Here is an 18,511-nt window from a genome sequence, read left to right as displayed (position 1 = left end):
CATGACCAAAATCTTCAATGACCCCTCAGAGTTCGCCGAGGAGGCCCTGGCAGGCTTCTGCGACGTCCACTCCGACCTGGTCCGGCAGGTTCCCGGTGGCGCTGTCCGCCGGTACCGGCCGGCGCAGCCCAAGGTCGCCGTCCTGGCCGGTGGCGGCTCGGGGCACTACCCCGCCTTCGCCGGGCTGGTAGGCGCCGGCTTCGCTGACGGCGCGGTGGTGGGAAACATCTTCACCTCGCCCTCCGCGCAGCAGGCCTACTCGGTGGCCAAGGCCGCCGAGTCCGGCGCCGGCGTCGTCTTCACCTACGGCAACTACGCCGGCGACGTGATGAACTTCGGCATGGCCAGCGAACGCCTGGCCGCCGAGGGCATCGCGGTGGAGAACGTCCTGGTGACGGACGACATCGCCAGCGCCCCGCCGTCGGAATCCGCTAAGCGCCGTGGCATCGCCGGTGACTTCACCGTGTTCAAGGTAATGGGGGCGGCGGCGGACAACGGCGCGGACCTCGCGGAGGTGGTGCGGCTGGGCCGCAAGGCCAACGACCTGACGCGGACCATCGGCAGCGCGTTTGCCGGCTGCACCTTCCCGGGCGCCGACTCACCGCTGTTCACGCTGCCCGAAGGGCAGACGGGCCTGGGCCTGGGCATCCACGGCGAGCCCGGCCTGCACGACACGGACCTGCCTTCGGCGAAGGACCTCGGGCAGGAACTGGTGTCCCGGGTGCTCTCTGAAACGCCACCTCACGCCGGCAAGCGCATCGCCGTCATCCTCAACGGCCTCGGCTCCACGAAGCATGAGGAGCTCTTTGTCCTCTGGGGAGCCGTGGCGCCGCTGCTCCGCGCGGCCGGCTACACGCTGGTGATGCCCGAGGTGGGCGAGTTGGTGACCAGCCTGGACATGGCCGGCGTCTCGCTCACGGTCACCTGGCTGGATGAGGAACTTGAGCGGCTGTGGGTTGCCCCTGCGGAGACGCCCGCCTACCGCCGTGGCAACGCGGCCCTGGAGTCCGGGACCCGTGGCGTCGAGGAAACGTCCGACGGCGGCGCGGCCGCCGCTTCGTTCGTCGCCACGGACGCCTCCCGCGAGTACGCCGCCGCCTGCGTAGCGGCCATTGACGCCGCCCGTTCGTCGCTGCACGACGCCGAAGAGCGGCTGGGCCGCATGGATGCTATTGCCGGCGACGGCGACCACGGACGTGGAATGGTGCGCGGCGTGGATGCGGCAGCCGCCGCAGCGTCGGATGCCCTGGCCGGCGGGGCCGGCGCCGGGGATGTGCTTGCCGCTGCCGGTGATGCCTGGGCGGACAAGGCCGGAGGCACCTCCGGCGTCCTGTGGGGAGCGGCGCTGCGTGCATTTGGCGAGACGCTGGGCAACTCCTCGGCGCCCGAACCCGGTGCCCTTGCGGCAGCCGTGACCGCATTCGCTGACCGGATCATCCAGTTGGGCAAGGCCGAAACAGGCGACAAGACCATGGTGGATGCCCTGCTGCCCTTCGCTTCCGCCTTTAGCCGCGCAGTGGCCGAGGGCGTGGAAACGGGCCGTGCATGGCAGGAGGCCGCGCAGGAGTCCGCTGCTGCGGCGGAAGCCACCGCGGACCTCCTTCCGCTCAAGGGCCGTGCCCGCCCGCTGGCCGAGAAGAGCCTGGGCACGCCGGACCCCGGTGCAACCTCCCTGGCGATGGTCTTCGCCGTGGTGGGGCCGCACTTCACCCGCGCAACCGCTGCCACTGTGCAGGCGTCAGCGAAGTAATGGCAACGAAAGGAAACACCATGGGGCTGCGGCTCATTGTCGGCGCGGACGAGGCCGGCGTCGATTACAAGGACAAGATCCTGGCGGACCTGCGCACCGACCCCCGGGTCAGCGAGGTCCTCGACATCGGCGTCAACCGAAGCGACGCCCCGGACGACTTCACCAGGCCCTACCCCTACGTGGGCATCACAGCCGGCGAGATGATCCGGGACGGTGCCGCTGACCGGGCCATCCTCTTCTGCGGCACCGGAATCGGCGTGGCGATCGCTGCGAACAAAGTGGACGGCATCCGCGCCACCGCTGCCCACGACTCCTTCTCCGTGGAACGCTCCATCCTGTCCAACGACTGCCAGGTGCTCACCATGGGCCAGCGCGTGGTGGGCATCGAGCTCGCACGGCGGCTTGCGAAGGAATGGATCGGCTACACGTTCGATCCGACGTCGGCCTCCGCCGGGAAGGTCAAGGTCCTCACCGACTTTGAGGGCTGCTAGCGCTGGCGCTGAAGCTGGGCGGGCTTACCCGTCCAGCTTCGCGCGGAGCCCTCCGATGATGACGTCGAGCCCGAAGTCGAACGCATGGTTGCCGCGCTCCGCCGGAGGGCCGGCATGGCTGACGGCGCGCTTGAGCGTGGGATAGCCCTCCGCCGGCGGATCCCAGACGACGTCCGGCGCGGCCAGATCCAGGGCCGCGCCCAACGCAAAGCTGTCAATCGTGGAAATCGCCGACACCACGTCCCGGCCACGGAAACCGGCAGCCTCCAAGGCAAGCGCGAGGTCCTCGTAAAGCCCGATGACCTCGGGGTCGGTAATGGACTGGAGCACCATCAGGGGTGCCAGCCGCGGATGGCGGGCAAAGGCGTCCCGGTAGGCGCGGATCAGGATCCGCAGGGCACCTTCCCAGTCCTCATGGTCCACCGGCGGATACGGCTCCTCGGTGATGATGCGGTGCCTGAGCAGTTCCAGGATCTGGTCCCGTCCCGAGACGTGGTTGTAGATCGAGGACTGACTCACGCCGATCTTCCTGGCGAGTTTGGGAAAGCTGAAATCCCCGCTCTGGTCCACCAGTTCAAGTGCGGCCGTCGTGAGGGCCTCCACGGAAATCAATGGGAGGGGCGGGCGGCCCATCGGTTCTCCTCACTGCAGCTCTTGGACATCGGCTCCAGCCTAGCGGGCTGACACATATCCGCCCGTGCCGGCAAAACTATTGTGCTCTGGACCACTTGGTCCCATACTAAACGAAAGCCTTTCGTTTAAGTGGGCTTCAAGGAAAGGACAGAGCTGTGCCCGAGACCAAAACAAAACCAATTGCGCCGTCCGTGGATGGCGCACTCAAGCGCAATGCCCTGGGCACCGGAGGCATAGCCTTCCTGGTGATCTCGGCTGCGGCACCCCTGACAGTGATGGCGGGCGTGGCCCCGGTGGCGATCGGAGTAGCGGGCATCGGCGCCCCTGCCGGTTACCTCCTGGCGGGCATCGTCCTGACCCTCTTCGCCATCGGTTTCATGGCGATGACGCGCCACGTCAAAGCCTCCGGCGGCTTCTACACTTACATCTCGATTTCTTTGGGAAAGACCGTGGGGCTGGCGTCCGCCATCCTTGCGATCATCTCCTACAACTGCCTCCAGATCGGCGTCTACGGGCTCTTCGCCGTCCAGACGCATGACATGCTGCAGGTCCTCTTTGGGCTTGAGGTTCCGTGGCCCGCCATTGCCCTCATCGCCGTCGCGGCCGTCTGGTTCCTGGGATACCGGGGGATCGACGTGGGCGCCAAAGTCCTCGGCGTCCTCCTGGTCGCGGAAACAGGCATTCTCGGCGTGATGGGGGTGGGCATCCTCAGCAGCGGTGGCGCACACGGTATCAGCCTGGGCTCCTTCAGCCCCGGGCAGGCCTTTGGACCTGGCGTCCTGGCAATCCTGGGCATCTGCTTCGCCGCCTTCATGGGCTTTGAATCCACGGTGTTGTACCGCTCCGAAGCCCGCAACCCGGATCAGTCAGTTCCCCGCGCCATGTACATCGCGGTGGGCTTCATGTCCGTGTTCTATGCCTTCATCGTCTGGGCCGTCATCCAGGCCTTTGGCGACGACCAGGTGGTGGAAGCCGCTGGCGAACTGTCCGGCGGGATGTTCTTCCAGACCATAGGGCAGTATGTGGGACCCTGGGCTGAAACTGCCATGTACGTCCTGATCGTCACCAGCGTCTACGCATCACAACTGGCGTTCCACAACGCCATCAACCGCTATGTCTACATGCTGGCCAGGGACGGGGTCCTGCCGGCGTTCCTCGGCCGCACGCACCACCGGTTCAGGTCACCGCACCGTGCCGGGCAGCTGCAGACCCTGTTAGCAGCGGTGGTCATCACTGTCTGCGCCATCCTGAACGCGGACCCGTACCAGCAGCTCCTGATCTGGGTGAACACCCCGGGCATCTTCGGCATCGTGGGCCTCCAGGGGCTGGTGTCCGTGGCAGCATTCCTGTACCTCCGCCGGAACCCTGCTGCTGCCCGCAACAAACTCCTCGCCCCGCTCAGCCTCGTATCAGCGGTCCTGCTCTTCGGCGTCGTCATCCTCATCGCACTGAACATCGAACTCCTTACCGCGGCCGACGCCCTGACCAACACCATCCTGATCCTGGTTACGCCTGTGGTGTTCGCCGGGGGCCTGCTGGCCGCCCGGTGGCTGCGCCGCCGTCGTCCTGCCACCTTTGACCGCATTGGAAGCTTCGAAGCACATGAATGACATGAATCCTGACCTGATTATCCTTGCCGGCACAGTCCACACCATGGACGGGACACCCAACGGACCTGCGCCCCAGGCTGTAGCGGTCCGGGACGGGCACATCCAGGCGGTTGGAACGCGGCGCGACGCGCAGTCCTGGGGTCCGGCCGAGGTCATCGATTTCGGTGACGCCGTCCTTACCCCGGGGTTGGTCGACTGCCACGTCCACCCCGTCATGGGCCTGGACATGACACGCGGCTGCGACCTCTCCGGCATCACGGACCTTGCCGCCGTGCGCGCCTTGCTGCGGGCAGAGGCGGCGGCAACGCCGGCGGGCGAATGGGTCCGCGGCTGGGGACTCGACCCAAATGCCTTCGGGTCAGCGCCGCCGCACCGGGAGCTGATCGACGACGTCGTGGCCGGCCGCCCGGCCGTGATCCGGCTGTTCGATGCCCATTCCGCCCTGGCGAGCACGGCGGCGCTGGAGACCGCCGGCATCACCGGGCCACGGCACTTCGACCAGGCAGCGGAAGTGGTCTGCGACGGCAGGGGGAACCCCACCGGTCTCCTGCTCGAAGCCGCGGCTTTGGACCTGGTCCTGAAACATATGCCCCAGGAGACTTTCCAGGAACGGAAGCGCCGGCTGGGTGAGCTCTTTGATTCGTTCTCCCGGGCAGGCCTGACAGGCATCCATGTCATGGACTGCGGGGAGGGAACCCTGGAGCTCCTTGCCGCCCTTGAGAACGATTTGGCCGGATGCGGCAGGGGCCTGCCGGTGCGCGTGCGGGTTTCGCCATGGTGCATGCCGGGAAGCGGGGAGGCCGACTGGCGGCGGCTGGTGGAGCAGGTCAGGACTGCTCGGGGCTCCCGGTGGGAAGTGGCCGGAATCAAGCTGTTCGTGGACGGCACGGTGGACAACGGCACGGCCTGGCTTTTTGAGCCCGACAGCCACGGCCAGTCCGTCGCACCCTTTTGGCCAAGCCCGGAGGAGTACAACCGGGCCATCAGGTTCTTCGCAAGCCAGGGCATTCCCACCGCAACCCATGCCATCGGTGACGCCGGCGTGGCGGCAGTGCTGGCAGCGTTCGAGGATCTTCCGGCGGACCTGCCCCGGGCTCCGCACCGGATCGAGCACCTTGAAACGGTCCCGGACGGACTCATCCAAAGGTTCGCCGGTTCCGGCCTGATCGCCAGCATGCAGCCCAGCCACTGCACCCACTATTCGCGCGCGGACCAGACGGACAACTGGTCAAGGCGGTTGGGAAAAGAACGGGCGGACCGTGGATGGCGGTCCGCTGACCTCCGGTCCGCAGGCGTAACGCTTGCGCTTGGCTCCGATTGGCCTGTCGCCCCCTTTCCGCCCCTTCCGATCCTCGCAGACGCGCAACTTCGGCGGCGGTCGGGCCACCCGGATGAACAGCCGATTGTGCCGGGCCAGGCGCTCACAGCACGCCAGGCGCTGGAAGGCTACACCTCGCACGCGGCCGAAGCTGCAGGGGAGCGGACGGTATCGGGCTCGGTAACGGTGGGCAAGCGCGCTGATTTCACCGTTTTCGACGTTGATCCACTGTCAACGGCCCCTGATGAGCTGGCGCAGGGTCACGTGCTGGCCACTGTGGTGAACGGCCTGCTGCAGCACTGTTCCGTGGGCGTCGCCGGCTAGCGGCGGCGGATTTTGCCCCAGCGGTTTTGCCCCAGCCCCCGCCGCGCGGGGGCTGGGCTTACGTGATCCCCCTTCCTAGACTGGGGTGATGATCACAGTCACCGGAAGTGTGGAAACCAACCTGTCCGCGGAGAAGGCCTTTGCCTTCATGAGTGAGTTCGAGAACACCCCCAAGTGGGACCCCAACACGCCCGTCATGGACAAAACCACCCCGGGGCCGTTGGCCGTGGGGCACAAGTACCATGCCGAGTCCGAGTTCCGGGGGAAGCGCCAGACCCTGGTCTACGAGGTCATCGAGCTGACCGACAACCACATCAAGCTGCGCGGCGAGAACAAAACCGTGACTTCCTTCGATTCCATCGACGTCACCCCCAACGGGACCGGTTCGGTGGTGAAGTACACGGCCGAGTTCAGCATCAAGGGACCGGCCAAGATCATCCAGCCCCTCCTGAAGCCCGCCTTCATGTCGCTGCGGGATCCGGCGCTGAACGGCATCCGGGACACCCTCAACGCGCTGGCAGCAGCCTGACGGCTTCGAAAAACTCCCTGATCTCATGGCGGGGGTCGGCTTCAAGCCGGGACTCGCCGTCGAGCACCATGGTGCGCCGCTGCCCTCCAACTCCCGGCCACGGAAGGCGTTCCGTGCCAGGTGTCCCGGTTCCGGCGAAGGCCGCCCAGGCCCGGCTCATGGCGTCGCTGAGGGACGCCGGTGCCTTGCCCCGTGTGAGGAAGGCGGCCTCCGGCGCGTCCAGGTGCCGGAAGACGAATGGGATGTCCAGGGCGTGGCAGGCCCCCAGTTTCCCGCCCATGGCCGGGCTGCGCCATGTGAACAGGTAGGCGAAGTCCTTCCCGGCGGCTCCTTCACCGGTCGCTCCGTGGGCCAACCGGCCTGCGGCAGCCGCCTGCCTCGCGTCCAGCAGCCGGTTGCTGGGCTGGCGGTAAAGGGAATCCGCGATGGCGGCTTCCAGGAGTTCCTTGCCTGACGGTTCCCTGCCCAGCACCCTGGTGAGCGCCTCCGTATAGCCGGGGGCAAGCGCCGGCGGCACCCCCGCTCCGCACAGCACGGCGGCCGCACGGTCCGGGTAGCCCGGGTCCGACCCCGTGTCCGGGCGCATCTCGACGGCGAATGAGCCCTCGTTCAGGTTGGTGCCGATCAGCAGGTCCACCCCGAAGTTGACCCCATTGCCGATACTTTCCAGCGGTGGCAACGGAAGCGACGGCGTGCCCACCGTGGGCTGGAATGGCAATGGAACCGCGAAGGACTCCGCCGCAGCACGCTGTTCCAGGGCGGCCTGCGCTTCCAGCAGCCGCTCCACAGGGAGGGTCAGCAGTTGGTTGGCGGAGGAGGCATCCAAACCACACAACTCAAGGAATGTGGCGCTGATCCGCGCCGAGTCCTCCGGCCGGCGGCAGCGCTCGGCCGTGCCGCTTTGCATGATGGCCCGGCGGAAGAGCCCTTCCGACGCCGGCATGCCCAGCAGGGTGCCGATGGCTGCGGCGCCTGCGGACTCCCCGAAGATGGTCACGTTGTGCGGGTCGCCGCCGAAGGCGCCGATGTTGCGGCGGATCCAGCGCAGGGCCTCAAGCTGGTCCAGCAGGGCGAGGTTGGACGAATCGCCGTAACCGGGCCCCAGCAGGTCCGCCAGGTGCAGGAAACCCAGCGCGCCCAGGCGGTAGTTGATGGATACCAGCACCACGCCCGCCGCAGCCGCCAGCCGGGCGCCGTCGTACATTGCGTCACTGTTGGCGCCCATGAGGTAGGCGCCGCCATGGATCCATACCATTACGGGCCTGGCCGGGCCTTCCGTTGCCGGCGTCCAGATGTTCAGGTTGAGGCAAGCCTCTTCGCTCCAGGTGCGCGGCGTAGTGCCGGGAGGGGCATGGGACTCGGGATTCTGGGGCGCGGCGGGGCCAGGTGCGGTGCAATCAAGCACCCCGCTCCATGGCGATACCGGTACCGGCGGGCGGAATCGGTTGCTTCCCGACGGCGGCTCCGCGTAGGGGATGCCAAGGAACCGGTGGACGGTGGTCCCGTCAGTCTCAAGTGAATTGCCCAGGACGGATCCGTCCGGAGTGGAGAGGGGCGTCATGGTTGACAGGTTACGACACGGGCGAAGGTAGGCTGGCATCACCGTTCGGCAGTGGGCGGCCACAGAGGTGTGGCTTTTAACCAATGTCCGGGAGGTAAGACGCGTGCTCCATGCCGGCGTGCCTGAAGACGAGGATTTTGCAGACGTTGCCCTGCATCTCCAGGAGTCCTTCCTGCAGAACCCTGAAGTTGAGGCATTTCTCCAGGATCTTGCAGCCTACGCGGCGGCCCGGCTTGGCGGGGAGGGGCACGTGTGCTCCTGCGAAATCGTGGTGCTGCGGCCCAAAAAACCCGCGGCATGTGCCAGCAGCCACCGCAGTGCACAACTCCTCTGCCAGCTGGAGGCCACGCTTGGCGATGGTCCCGGCGCCACGGCCATGCGGGCAGGAAAGACAGTGCTGGTTTCCGACCTCCGGCGCGAAGACGGCTGGCCGGAGTACGTCCACGCTGTCCAGGAGCAGGGCTTCCGCTCGGTATTGAGTATCCCCGCGCTGCTGGAAGGCGATTCCCAGGGCGTGATTACGTTCCACTGTTCACAGCCCCTCGTCTTTGGCAGCCATGGCATCGGTGCCGCGGAAGCGTTTGTCCGGCAGGCCTCCAAGGGGCTGACACTTGCCCTGCGGATGCTGAAGCTGGAAGAGACCAGGGACGGCATGAGCGCCGCCATGCAGACGCGTACCGTGATCGACCTGGCAACCGGGGCCATCATGGCGCAGAACCGGTGCAGCCAGGCTGCGGCCTTCAAGCTGCTGCGGGACGCGTCCAGCACGCGGAACATGAAACTCCGGGATGTTGCGGCCGCCGTCGTCGCGTCAGTCGCCGGCGCCGCGGACACCTTCACCTACTTCGACGAGTAGGGATCCTTCCGTTCCGGGTCACGGTGTTCCGGCTGCAGGGTGGAAAGGGCGGAACCGCTGAGCGGAGCACGGAGCGGCAGGCCTTCGGAAGCGCAATGTTCGTTGACAGCCTGCGCCAGTGCGTCGCGTTCCTTCGTTGAAAGGGCGGCTTCGCCTGCGCAGTAGTCCCGGATGAGCTGTTCAGAGGCGTCCCCGCCCAGCCCAACGAACTCCAGCCACAGCTGTGCCAGATCCAGCCGGTACTCCTTGATCAGAGCGCCGGTCAGGGCCTGCTGGTCCACGGCATCCATCGTCACGTCCTTGCCTTTGGTTGCACTCCTACGCTTGGGATTCGGAACCGGCGGCACCGTGGATGGGAAATGATCCAGGAAAATCCACAAGGGGAATTGACCCAGGCGGGCCGTGGGACCTTTGCCCCTAGGCAGGCAACTCCCGGAAGCAGTCAACTGGAGTGTCCGGAGCCGGCGAGTACACCCGGCGAGCACAACAGGAGGCAGAGACCATGGGCGCATGTGATGTCTGCGGCAGCAGCGAGGGCCGCATGTTCACCGTCAATATGGGGAACCAGACAGGCACGTTCGACAGCTTCGAATGCGCCATCCACATGATGGCTCCCGCATGTGAGCACTGCGGTTGCCGGATCCTGGGCCACCCCGTGGAAAGCCAAGCAGGCATCTACTGCTGCCTGCACTGTGCCAAGGAAGCAGGGAATCCCCACCAGGCCGCCAAACCTGAGCACTCCACGGTGGCCGTTCCGGCACACGGTGCATCAGCAGGCCAGGCCTAGTCCCGCCGGCACCACCGCAACAGGAAAAGGGAAGCCGTGGCCGGTAACGGAAGCTTCAGGATCGTGGTGGGCGTGGACGGTTCCGACCAGTCCCGGTCGGCAATGGACTGGGCCATCGAGGAGTCCAGGCTGCGCAAAGGTGAGGTCCAGGCGTTGACCGCCTGGAGCTTCCCTTATGTCAGCGATGCCCTGGGCACCGCCTGGGACTACGAGATCTTCCAGAAGGACGCCCAAGCGATCCTGGAGGCGGAGCTTGAACGCATCAAGGACCAGGGCGTGACGATCACAGGACGGGTCGTGGAAGGCAACCCGGCAGCGGCACTCATTGACGCCTCCCGCGATGCCGACCTGGTTGTCGTCGGCTCCCGGGGCCATGGCGGATTTACCGGCATGCTGCTCGGCTCTGTATCCCACCAGACCATCCACCATGCGCACTGCCCGGTACTGGTCATCCGCGAGCCTGCCGCAGATTAGGACGGACCTTCCACCTTTCGGTGAATGGAAAGTGTCGTCGTGTGATGCTGCCTGCGCTGCAAGGCTTGCAGGATGGACATGATTCGGATTGAACCCCGGTGCCGCGTGATTGTCGACAACGACTGGGCCGGCGACCCCGACGGCCTGCTTGGACTGGCCCACCATGCCCTGTCCCCGGCAAACAGGATCGCAGCCGTCACAAGTTCCCTGACGAATCCGATGTTCGGGCTGCCGGAGGGCAGATCCCAGCGGGGCGCCTGCCTGGCCGGGGAACTGCTCCGGGTGCTCGGGCGCCCCGAACCGGCGGCGGTGCATCCCGGACCGGACAGCCCTTTTACCGGCCAACCACGGAGCTCCGCTGCGGCGAGCGCGATCATTGAAACCGCAATGACCGCGGATGACCTGCCCTTGATTCTGGTGTGCGCCGGTCCGCTCACCAATGTTGCGGACGCGCTCCTGCTGGAGCCGGGCATCGCCCGGTTGCTGACGCTTGCCTGGGTAGGCGGAGCCGCCCGGAACGACGACGAGTACAACTACTCCACGGACCCCGCCGCTGCGGACTTCGTGCTGGCGAACCAGGAGCTCGCAGTCTGGCAGTTCCCCGCCGAAACGTACCGGCAGATGGTGGCGTCCGTCTCGGAACTCGATCATGCCTTCAGGGTTGCCGGCCCGGCCGGCGAGTGGCTGTGGGAGCACTTCAACAGTCTTGAGGTGCCGGACTTCGTGAAATTCGGGCCGGTGTGGTGCCTTGGAGACAGTGCACCCCTGGTGGTCACCGGGCTGGATGACGTCACCTCGGTGTTCACCGAAACGTCCGCGAGGCCGTCCCGCCGGATTTATACGGGTGTGGACAGCCGGTTGGTTGTTGCGGACTTCTTTGCAAAGCTGCACCTGCACGCCCGGCGGCCGTAGACAAGGGCAAAAGGCCTGCGGCAGAGGAATGGCCCGGACTTCACAGGGAAGTCCGGGCCATTATGAACCACGCTTAAGCGGGTTGCGGTGCCCCGGCCCCGGCGTGCTCCCTGGCCAGGTTCCCCAGCCAGCGCGCGCTCTCCTTGGGAGTCCGTTTCTGGGTGGAGCGGTCGACGGCGATCAGGCCAAACTTGGGCCCGTAGCCGAAGATCCACTCGAAGTTGTCGAACGCGGTCCAGGCGATGTACCCGCGGACATCGATGCCGTCCGCAAGGCAGGAAGCAACCCCGTCGACGGCCGTCCGCAGGTACGCCACCCGCTGCGTGTCATCCTCGGTGGCCAGGCCGTTCTCCGTGACGATCACGGGGATCCCGGCGATCCGCTGGGCCTCGCGGATGGTGGCCTCCAGTGCCTGGGGATAGATTTCCTCGCCCATCTGGTTGGTGGGCACGCCCTCCGGTGCGGGCGCATGGCCATCGGGGCCGTACACGGTGCGCCCGTAAGTCTGGATGCCCACGAAGTCGTCACCCCGGGAGGCTTTGAGGAAGCGTTCGTTGACGTCCCGGCGCACCCGGTCTGCAATCCCTTCGCCACCGGGCAGCGCCTGGATATCGGAGTTTGCGAGGGTCCACCCCACCTGGAGGTCCGTGCGATGGGCTTTGATGGCCTTGGTGGCGGCCCGGTGCGCCGCCACCTTGACCTGGAACCCCGCCTCCGTGGAGCAGAACTGGAACGGGGCAACAGTGCTGGCATCCACGCCCAGGCGCTGGGCGGCGGCCGCCCAGATGGGCACCGAACCGCGGTTCTCCGGGGCTTCCCCGCCGATGCCGAATGACTCCAGCAGCCAAGGGAGGTTCGGCTCGTTCAGGGTGCAGGCGACGCCGATCAGGTCACCCAGGTGGGCCATGACCCGGTCGCAGTAGCGTGCGAAGAGTTCGGGCGTCCGGCTGCCCTCCCAGCCGCCGATCCGGAGGAGCCACAGCGGTGACGTGAAGTGGTGGAACGTGACCACCGGGGTGAGTCCATGTTCGTGGCAGGCTTCCAGCACCCGCTTGTAGTGGTCCAGCGCAGCCACCGAGAACTGGCCTTCCTCCGGTTCGATCCGGGCCCATTCAACGGAGAACCGGTAGCTGTTAAAACCGAGGCCGGCGATCAGTGCGATGTCCTCGCGGTAGCGGTGGTAGTGGTCCACGGCGTCCCCGGACGGCTCCGCGAAGATCGTTCCGGGAAGGTGCTCCAGGAACCAGGTATCGCTGTTGACGTTGTTGCCTTCCACCTGGTGGCCGGCGGTGGCCACGCCCCAAAGGAAGTCGCGGGGGAACGGGTTGGTCATGGGGTTCCTTTCGTGATGGACGCGTGCAGGCGTCCGAGGCTTCGTTGCCTTCCATCCATCCTTCCGCCCGGCGTGACCGCCGCCACAATACCTTTTCAATCAATGACATTGTCATGTTTGGCGCCTGTGGCCCCGGCTGATTCTTGAAGGGAGCCGGCGAGCAGCCAGCCCCCACAACCGTTCCTCCGTCATCACATCAGAATGCAAAGGCGCACTACATGAAACTTCCGAACTCCACCGCCCGTGCGAGCTCCGCCGTTCTGGCCGGTGCCCTGCTGATGGGTTCCCTGGCCGCCTGCGGCGGCGGGTCCAGCCAAGCCGCCGCAAAGGCTGATACCAGCAGCCTCACCCTGGCCATCGACAGCGACTCAGCCTCCTTCGGGTTCGACCCGCTGCGCGTCTCCGCAGCCCAGCGCCAGTTCTTCGAAGGCCTCTACGACAGCCTGATGACCCTTCAGCCGGATGGTTCCGCAGGTCCGGGCCTGGCCAAGGACTTCAGCTACAACGCGGACAACACCGTCCTGACGCTGAACCTCAAGGACGACGTCACGTTCACCGACGGCTCCAAACTGGATGCCGCCCTGGTCAAGGCCAACCTGGACCGCCGCTCCGATCCCGCGCTGAGCGCCTACTCCGCCGTCGCGAAGGGCGGCGCCCAGGAAATCACCTCCGTGGACGTGGTCAGCCCCACCCAGGTGGCCCTGACCTTCGCCAAGCCGCAGCCCGGATTCGAGAAGAACCTGGCCTCCACCACCGGCATGATCGTGGGCAGGAACGGCGTCACGGACACGTCCAGCCTCGCTGCAACCCCTGACGGCTCCGGACCGTACACCCTTGACCCCTCCACCGTGAAGGGCAACAAGTACGTCCTGGTGAAGAACGACAAGAGCGCGGACGCCTCCAAGTACGCCTACAAGAAGGTGGTCTTCAGCGTGGTCCAGGACCCGCAGGCCCGCGCCAACGCCCTGGTCTCCGGCCAGGCCGACGTTGCCATGCTGACGTCCTCCACGGTGGACTTCGCCAAGTCCAAGGGCGTTGGCGTTTCCCAGATCGGCGGCACTGTGAACACCATGATCTCCTTCGACAAGATCGGCAAGACCGCACCGGCGTTCGCCCAGGAGAAGGTCCGCCAGGCCATTCAGTACGCCATCAACCGCCAGGCCCTGGTGGATGCCCTGCACAAGGGCGACATCCCTGCATGGAACGCCCTGCCCAAGGATTCGGCCGGCTTCACCAAGGACCTGGAAACCACATTCGCGTACAACCCGGACAAGGCCAAGAGCCTGCTGGCCGAGGCCGGCTACCCCAACGGCTTCGAGTTCACCATCATCGCAAGCGCGCAGACCCAGACGGACCTGCAGGCCGTCCAGAAGGACCTCGCCGCCGTCGGCATCACCATGAAAGTCAAGATGGCAGCCTCCACCGACGAAGCGTTCGCCGCCGTCGCCACCACACCCCTTGGCTACGCTCCCCTGAACTGGGACAACCCCGTCGGCGTGATGTACGGAGCCATCCTGAACGGCTTCACCAACGTGCAAAAGGCCACCGATGACAAGCTCAGCGCCGCTACCGGCGAGCTGGCCGCGGCCAAAGACGACGCCGCCGTCAAGGCAGCCGCCACCAAGCTGAACACCCGCCTGGTGGAGTCAGGCTGGATGATCCCGCTGTATGAGGCGCTGACCAACCAGGGCTACAACACCAAGAAGGTGGCCCAGGTGAAGTTCGCCGGCACCAACGCCTACCCGCTCCTCTCGTCCTACACGCCGGCCAGCTAATACCCGCACCTTCCCGCCGGGCCCTCCCCAAACAGGAGGGCCCGGCCGGGCAGGGCCTGACCGATGGAGGTCACCATGGCACTATTCATCACTAAGCGCCTGCTGATGGCGCTGGCCACCGTGCTGGTGGTTGCGGTGCTGGCATTCCTGCTGGTGCACGCAATGCCCGGCAGCCCGGGAGCCGTCTCCCTCGGCGCAGGCGCCTCCCAGGAAGCCATCGACGAGGTCAACCAGAGGATGGGCTGGAACGATCCGCTGTTCACACAGTTCTTCACGTGGCTTGGTTCCGCCGTCCAGGGCGACCTGGGCGTCTCGCTCATCGATGGCCGCTCCGTCAGCGCCGACCTCGCCGGCCGCCTCCCCGTCACCGCCTCGCTTGCCGCCGGCGCCACCGTCCTCAGCGCGGTCCTGGGCATCGCCCTGGGCGTCACCGCAGCGGTCCGCGGCGGCCTCCTGGACCAGGTGATCGGCGGCTTCGTTGGACTCCTGGTCGCCCTGCCGGCGTTCTGGGTGGGCGTCCTCTTCGTGTACCTGTTCGCCGTCCAGTCCTCCATCTTCCCGGCCACCGGCTACGTGCCGTTCGAGGCCTCACCGCAGGACTGGGCCCTGTCCCTGGCGCTGCCGGTGATCACCCTCGCCGTGGGCGGCGCGGCCTTCATAGCCCGCCAGACCATGGCCTCCATGCTGGAGGCGCTGCAGCAGGAACACATCCGCACGCTGCGCGCCACGGCCACCCCCACCTGGAAGATCCTCTACGTCCACGCCCTGCGCTACGCGAGCCTGCCCATCGTGGCCGGGATCGCCCTGCAGTTCATCGGCCTGTTCGGCGGCTCCGTCATCGCCGAGCAGCTGTTCGCCATGCCCGGCCTGGGCCAGGCCGTCCAGACCTCCGTCAGCACCCATGATGCCCCCGCCGTCCAGGGCGTGGTGGTGATCGCCACCGTGGTGGTGGTTGCCGTCAACCTGGTGCTGGAGCTGGCCACCAAGTTCCTCGACCCGAAGTTGCGTGCCTCATGATCCCAACAGTTACCCCGGCCCCCGCGGACGCGGACCAGGCAGGAAGTACGACGCTGGCAGCAGCCCCCGCGCGCAACGCCGGCAGGGCGGCCATCACCAAGGTATCCCGGCACCGGCTGTTCACTTCGCCGGGAGCCGTGGCCGGCCTGGCCTGGCTTGCGGCGCTTGTCACCGCGTCGCTGACAGCGCCGCTGTGGTTGCCCTTCAAGACAGAGGACCAGGATTTCACCTCAGTCCTCTCCGGCCCCACCGCCGCCCACTGGCTGGGAACGGACGAACTGGGCCGCGACATCCTCAGCCGGATCTTCGCCGCCGCAGCCGGCACCCTGGGGACGTCCATGCTCACGGTGATTGTCGGCGTCGGGCTCGGCACCATCCTGGCCATGCTTGCTGCCGGCACCGGCGAACGCGTGGAGGCCGTGATCAGCAGGGTTACCGAGATCATGATGTCCCTGCCGGGAACCGTGATCATCCTGGCCGTCATCGGCGCGGTGGGAACTAACATCCCAGTGGTCATGGCCATCCTGGGCATCCTGATGTCCGCCGGCATCTACCGCGTGATCCTGGGCCAGGCCAAGTCCCTGCAGTCCCAGCTCTACGTGGACGCGGCCAAAGTGGACGGCGTCAGCCCACTGCGGATCAGCCTCCGGCACGTCCTGCCCGGCCTGGCGAACACCATCGTGGTCCAGTCCGCGCTCATCTTCGCCGTCGGCATGCTCATCCAGGCCGGCCTCGCGTTCATCGGCTTCGGCCCGCCCATCCCGCAGCCCAGCTGGGGCGGCATGATCCAGGGCGCCTCACAGCACGTCTATGACGCCCCCTGGATGATGGTGCCCACCGGTGCCGTGCTGGCGCTCACCGTCCTCTCCGCCAATGCCATCGGCAATGCCCTGGGCAAGGCCCCCAACGCGGCCGCACCGCACCTGCCCTCCGCCGCGGCACGCCGGCAGCGCGCCAAGGCCGTCGCCGCCATCGCGGCGGAGGCGCCCGGATCGGAGGACTTGGCCGCATCGGACGGCGCCTCTGCCGATAAGGGGACGCTCAGCGTCCGTAACCTGTCCGTCGGCGTCGACAGTGCAGGTACAGGCATCGGCGTCCGCCTGGTCACCGATGTCTCGTTCGACGTCCAGCCCGGCACCGTCCTGGGTTTGGTGGGGGAGTCCGGCTGTGGCAAGACCATGACCGCGCTGTCCTTGTTGGGCCTGCTTCCCTCGGGCGTAAGTGTCACCGGCGGCCAGATCCTCTGGAACGGAAGAAACCTGGCAGCGGTGGCGGAGAGGGACATGGAAGCAGTGCGAGGCCGGGAGATCGCGCTGATCAGCCAGGAACCCATGCGCGCCCTGGACCCGATGTTCACCGTGGGATACCAGCTCACCGCGACCATCCGCCGGCTCCGCGGCATGGGCAGGACCGAGGCCCGCCAGGAGGCGCAGACCCTGCTGGAAAAGGTGGGCATCGTGGACGCGGCGCGGATCCTGAAGACCTATCCGCACCAGATCAGCGGCGGCATGGCCCAGCGCGTGGCGATTGCCTTGGCACTGGCCGGGCAGCCGAAGCTGCTGGTGGCGGACGAGCCCACCACGGCCCTGGACGTCACGGTGCAGGCCGAAATCCTGTCCCTGCTCCGGACCCTGGTGAAGGACACAGGCATGTCCGTGGTGATGGTGACCCACGACCTTGGTGTGGTGGCGGACATCTGCGACCAGGTGGCCGTCATGTACGCCGGCCAGGTGGTGGAGAACGGCACAACCCAGGCCGTCCTGGACCACCCCCGCCACCCTTACACCCTGGCGCTCCTGGCCGCCGACCCACACGCCAACCACGCAGACGACATGCCGGAGCGCCTTGCCACCATCAGCGGACAGGTGCCGCAGCCCAAGGACTGGCCCACCGGCTGCCGGTTCGCGGCCCGCTGCCAGTTCGCCGGCTCAGCCTGCATGGAACCCGTTCAGCTGCTGCGCTCCGGCGCCGGCGAAGGGCTGGTGCGGTGTGTCAAAGCGGACCAGCTGGCCGTCGAAGGCATGGACTGGCTGGCCACGGACGTGCCCGCCTCCCGCGTTTTGGAGGTCACCCGCAAGCAAAACCCGATCGTTGAAAAGGACCCGGCATGAGCACCGCAGTGACCGAGCGCCAAGATTCCGCGGCTTCCTCCGCCGCCACCCCCATGCTTGAGATCAAGGACCTGGTGGTCCGCTATGGACGGGGCCGGAAGGCAGCCGCCGCACCGGCCGCCGTCGACCATGTCAGCTTCAGCATCGCACCCGGGGAGACTGTGGGACTGGTGGGGGAGTCCGGATCCGGAAAGTCCACCATTGGCAAGGCAATCCTGGGCTTGCAAAAGGTCTCCGGCGGCACCATCACCTATCAGGGCAAGGACATCACCTCCGCCAGCGCCGCGGAGCGCCGGGCCCTGGGCGGGGAACTGCGTGCCGTCTTCCAGGACCCCAACTCATCGCTGAACCCGCGGAACACCATCGGCACGTCCCTGGCCGAACCGCTGCGCCTGCGAGGGGTTTCAGCGGCAGAGGCACGCGCCAAGGCCGGGGACATGCTCGAACGCGTGGGCCTGCCGCGGGACGCCGTGGACCGGTACCCCAGCCAGTTCTCCGGCGGCCAGCGCCAGCGCATTTCAGTGGCGCGTGCCCTCATCTGCGATCCCCAACTGGTGGTCTGCGACGAAGCCGTCAGCGCCCTTGACCTCTCCACCCAGGCGCAGGTGCTCAACCTCCTGGCCGACCTCCGCGACGAGCGCGGCCTGAGCTACCTGTTCATCGCCCATGACATCGCCGTGGTCCAGTTCCTGGCCCAGCGCGTGGTGGTGCTCTACCGCGGGCAGGTCATGGAAAGCGGACCTGCCGCGGCCGTCACCGGGAACCCCAAGCACCCCTTCACCCAGGCCCTCGTGGCAGCGTCCCCGGTGCCCCGGCCGGCGGAACAGGCCGAACGCCGCGAAGCCCGCGAATCGCTGGGCGTCCGCACCGGGGCGGCCGCGGTCCCCGGGCCCGGCGGATGCCCCTTCCGGCTCCGCTGCCCCCTGGCCACTGACCTGTGCGCCACCGAACGGCCGGCCCTGCGGCGTGTGGGTGCGGCGGATGTGGCCTGCCACTACGCCTGACCGGCACTTCTTCCACCTGCTTTTGA

The 18,511-nt window shown here is 67.0% G+C and carries 17 protein-coding genes; 13 read left to right on the top strand and 4 right to left on the bottom strand.

Annotated elements, in window-relative coordinates; all coding sequences use genetic code 11:
- Position 1 precedes the first annotated feature (1 nt).
- Together FB478_RS14295 and FB478_RS14290 are read left to right on the top strand one after the other, a co-directional pair.
- On the top strand, positions 2 to 1,750 hold the full coding sequence (locus FB478_RS14295) for a dihydroxyacetone kinase family protein (protein ID WP_144600952.1): 1,749 nt from the start codon (positions 2 to 4) through the stop codon (positions 1,748 to 1,750).
- Entirely contained in the window at positions 1,750 to 2,241 is a 492-nt protein-coding gene (locus FB478_RS14290) for an RpiB/LacA/LacB family sugar-phosphate isomerase (protein ID WP_026266011.1), read from the top strand. The genes FB478_RS14295 and FB478_RS14290 overlap by 1 nt, the downstream gene beginning before the upstream one ends.
- 24 nt (positions 2,242 to 2,265) lie before the next feature.
- On the opposite strand, the gene FB478_RS14285 is transcribed toward FB478_RS14290, so the two are convergent.
- On the bottom strand, positions 2,266 to 2,874 hold the full coding sequence (locus FB478_RS14285; protein WP_018770885.1) for a TetR/AcrR family transcriptional regulator: 609 nt from the start codon (positions 2,872 to 2,874) through the stop codon (positions 2,266 to 2,268).
- A gap of 155 nt (positions 2,875 to 3,029) precedes the next feature.
- Between FB478_RS14285 and FB478_RS14280 the strand changes: the two genes are divergently transcribed.
- From FB478_RS14280 to FB478_RS14270, 3 genes are all read left to right on the top strand, one after another.
- Positions 3,030 to 4,484, top strand: a complete 1,455-nt coding sequence (locus FB478_RS14280) for an APC family permease (RefSeq protein ID WP_144600951.1) — start codon at positions 3,030 to 3,032, stop codon at positions 4,482 to 4,484.
- A gap of 1 nt (position 4,485) precedes the next feature.
- Positions 4,486 to 6,126: an amidohydrolase gene (locus tag FB478_RS14275; RefSeq protein ID WP_043425262.1), complete on the top strand. Its 1,641-nt coding sequence runs from the start codon at positions 4,486 to 4,488 to the stop codon at positions 6,124 to 6,126.
- An 88-nt stretch (positions 6,127 to 6,214) separates the two neighbouring features.
- Positions 6,215 to 6,655 carry an SRPBCC family protein gene (locus FB478_RS14270; RefSeq protein ID WP_144600950.1) on the top strand — a complete coding sequence of 147 codons (441 nt, stop codon included), beginning with the start codon at positions 6,215 to 6,217 and terminating at the stop codon, positions 6,653 to 6,655.
- Here the strand turns inward: FB478_RS14270 and FB478_RS14265 are convergent.
- Positions 6,633 to 8,216, bottom strand: coding sequence for a carboxylesterase/lipase family protein (locus FB478_RS14265; RefSeq protein WP_144600949.1), 1,584 nt, complete (start codon positions 8,214 to 8,216; stop codon positions 6,633 to 6,635). The genes FB478_RS14270 and FB478_RS14265 overlap by 23 nt on opposite strands.
- A gap of 118 nt (positions 8,217 to 8,334) precedes the next feature.
- On the opposite strand from FB478_RS14265, the gene FB478_RS14260 reads away from it, so the two are divergent.
- Positions 8,335 to 9,072: a GAF and ANTAR domain-containing protein gene (locus tag FB478_RS14260; protein ID WP_261377418.1), complete on the top strand. Its 738-nt coding sequence runs from the start codon at positions 8,335 to 8,337 to the stop codon at positions 9,070 to 9,072.
- Here the strand turns inward: FB478_RS14260 and FB478_RS14255 are convergent.
- Entirely contained in the window at positions 9,057 to 9,362 is a 306-nt protein-coding gene (locus tag FB478_RS14255; RefSeq protein ID WP_018770879.1) for a hypothetical protein, read from the bottom strand. The genes FB478_RS14260 and FB478_RS14255 overlap by 16 nt on opposite strands.
- 212 nt (positions 9,363 to 9,574) lie before the next feature.
- Here FB478_RS14255 and FB478_RS14250 point away from each other — a divergent pair, with 212 nt between their 5' ends.
- The 3 genes from FB478_RS14250 to FB478_RS14240 all read left to right on the top strand — a co-directional run bounded on the left by FB478_RS14250 (position 9,575) and on the right by FB478_RS14240 (position 11,245).
- Positions 9,575 to 9,859: a hypothetical protein gene (locus FB478_RS14250; RefSeq protein WP_144600947.1), complete on the top strand. Its 285-nt coding sequence runs from the start codon at positions 9,575 to 9,577 to the stop codon at positions 9,857 to 9,859.
- Positions 9,860 to 9,895: 36 nt separating this feature from the next.
- A complete protein-coding gene (locus tag FB478_RS14245) occupies positions 9,896 to 10,333 on the top strand; it encodes a universal stress protein (protein ID WP_018770877.1) in 438 nt (145 codons plus the stop codon).
- A gap of 78 nt (positions 10,334 to 10,411) precedes the next feature.
- Positions 10,412 to 11,245: a nucleoside hydrolase gene (locus tag FB478_RS14240; RefSeq protein ID WP_261377417.1), complete on the top strand. Its 834-nt coding sequence runs from the start codon at positions 10,412 to 10,414 to the stop codon at positions 11,243 to 11,245.
- 73 nt (positions 11,246 to 11,318) lie between these two features.
- Here the strand turns inward: FB478_RS14240 and FB478_RS14235 are convergent, their stop codons facing one another.
- On the bottom strand, positions 11,319 to 12,578 hold the full coding sequence (locus tag FB478_RS14235; protein WP_144600945.1) for a glycoside hydrolase family 1 protein: 1,260 nt from the start codon (positions 12,576 to 12,578) through the stop codon (positions 11,319 to 11,321).
- Positions 12,579 to 12,796: 218 nt separating this feature from the next.
- On the opposite strand from FB478_RS14235, the gene FB478_RS14230 reads away from it, so the two are divergent.
- The 4 genes from FB478_RS14230 to FB478_RS14215 all read left to right on the top strand — a co-directional run bounded on the left by FB478_RS14230 (position 12,797) and on the right by FB478_RS14215 (position 18,485).
- Complete coding sequence (locus tag FB478_RS14230) at positions 12,797 to 14,353, top strand: ABC transporter substrate-binding protein (RefSeq protein ID WP_018770874.1); 1,557 nt, start codon at positions 12,797 to 12,799, stop codon at positions 14,351 to 14,353.
- Positions 14,354 to 14,416: 63 nt separating this feature from the next.
- On the top strand, positions 14,417 to 15,370 hold the full coding sequence (locus FB478_RS14225; RefSeq protein ID WP_144600944.1) for an ABC transporter permease: 954 nt from the start codon (positions 14,417 to 14,419) through the stop codon (positions 15,368 to 15,370).
- The gene (locus tag FB478_RS14220) at positions 15,367 to 17,481 is read left to right on the top strand and encodes a dipeptide/oligopeptide/nickel ABC transporter permease/ATP-binding protein (RefSeq protein WP_144600943.1); all 2,115 of its coding nucleotides are present in this window, start codon (positions 15,367 to 15,369) and stop codon (positions 17,479 to 17,481) included. The genes FB478_RS14225 and FB478_RS14220 overlap by 4 nt, the downstream gene beginning before the upstream one ends.
- Complete coding sequence (locus tag FB478_RS14215; RefSeq protein WP_144600942.1) at positions 17,478 to 18,485, top strand: ABC transporter ATP-binding protein; 1,008 nt, start codon at positions 17,478 to 17,480, stop codon at positions 18,483 to 18,485. Before FB478_RS14220 ends, FB478_RS14215 begins: the two co-directional genes overlap by 4 nt.
- Positions 18,486 to 18,511: the final 26 nt, after the last annotated feature.

The organism is Arthrobacter sp. AG367 (assembly GCF_007828995.1).
Taxonomy (GTDB): Bacteria; Actinomycetota; Actinomycetes; order Actinomycetales; family Micrococcaceae; genus Arthrobacter.
This window is presented reverse-complemented; position numbering and strand designations above follow the sequence as displayed.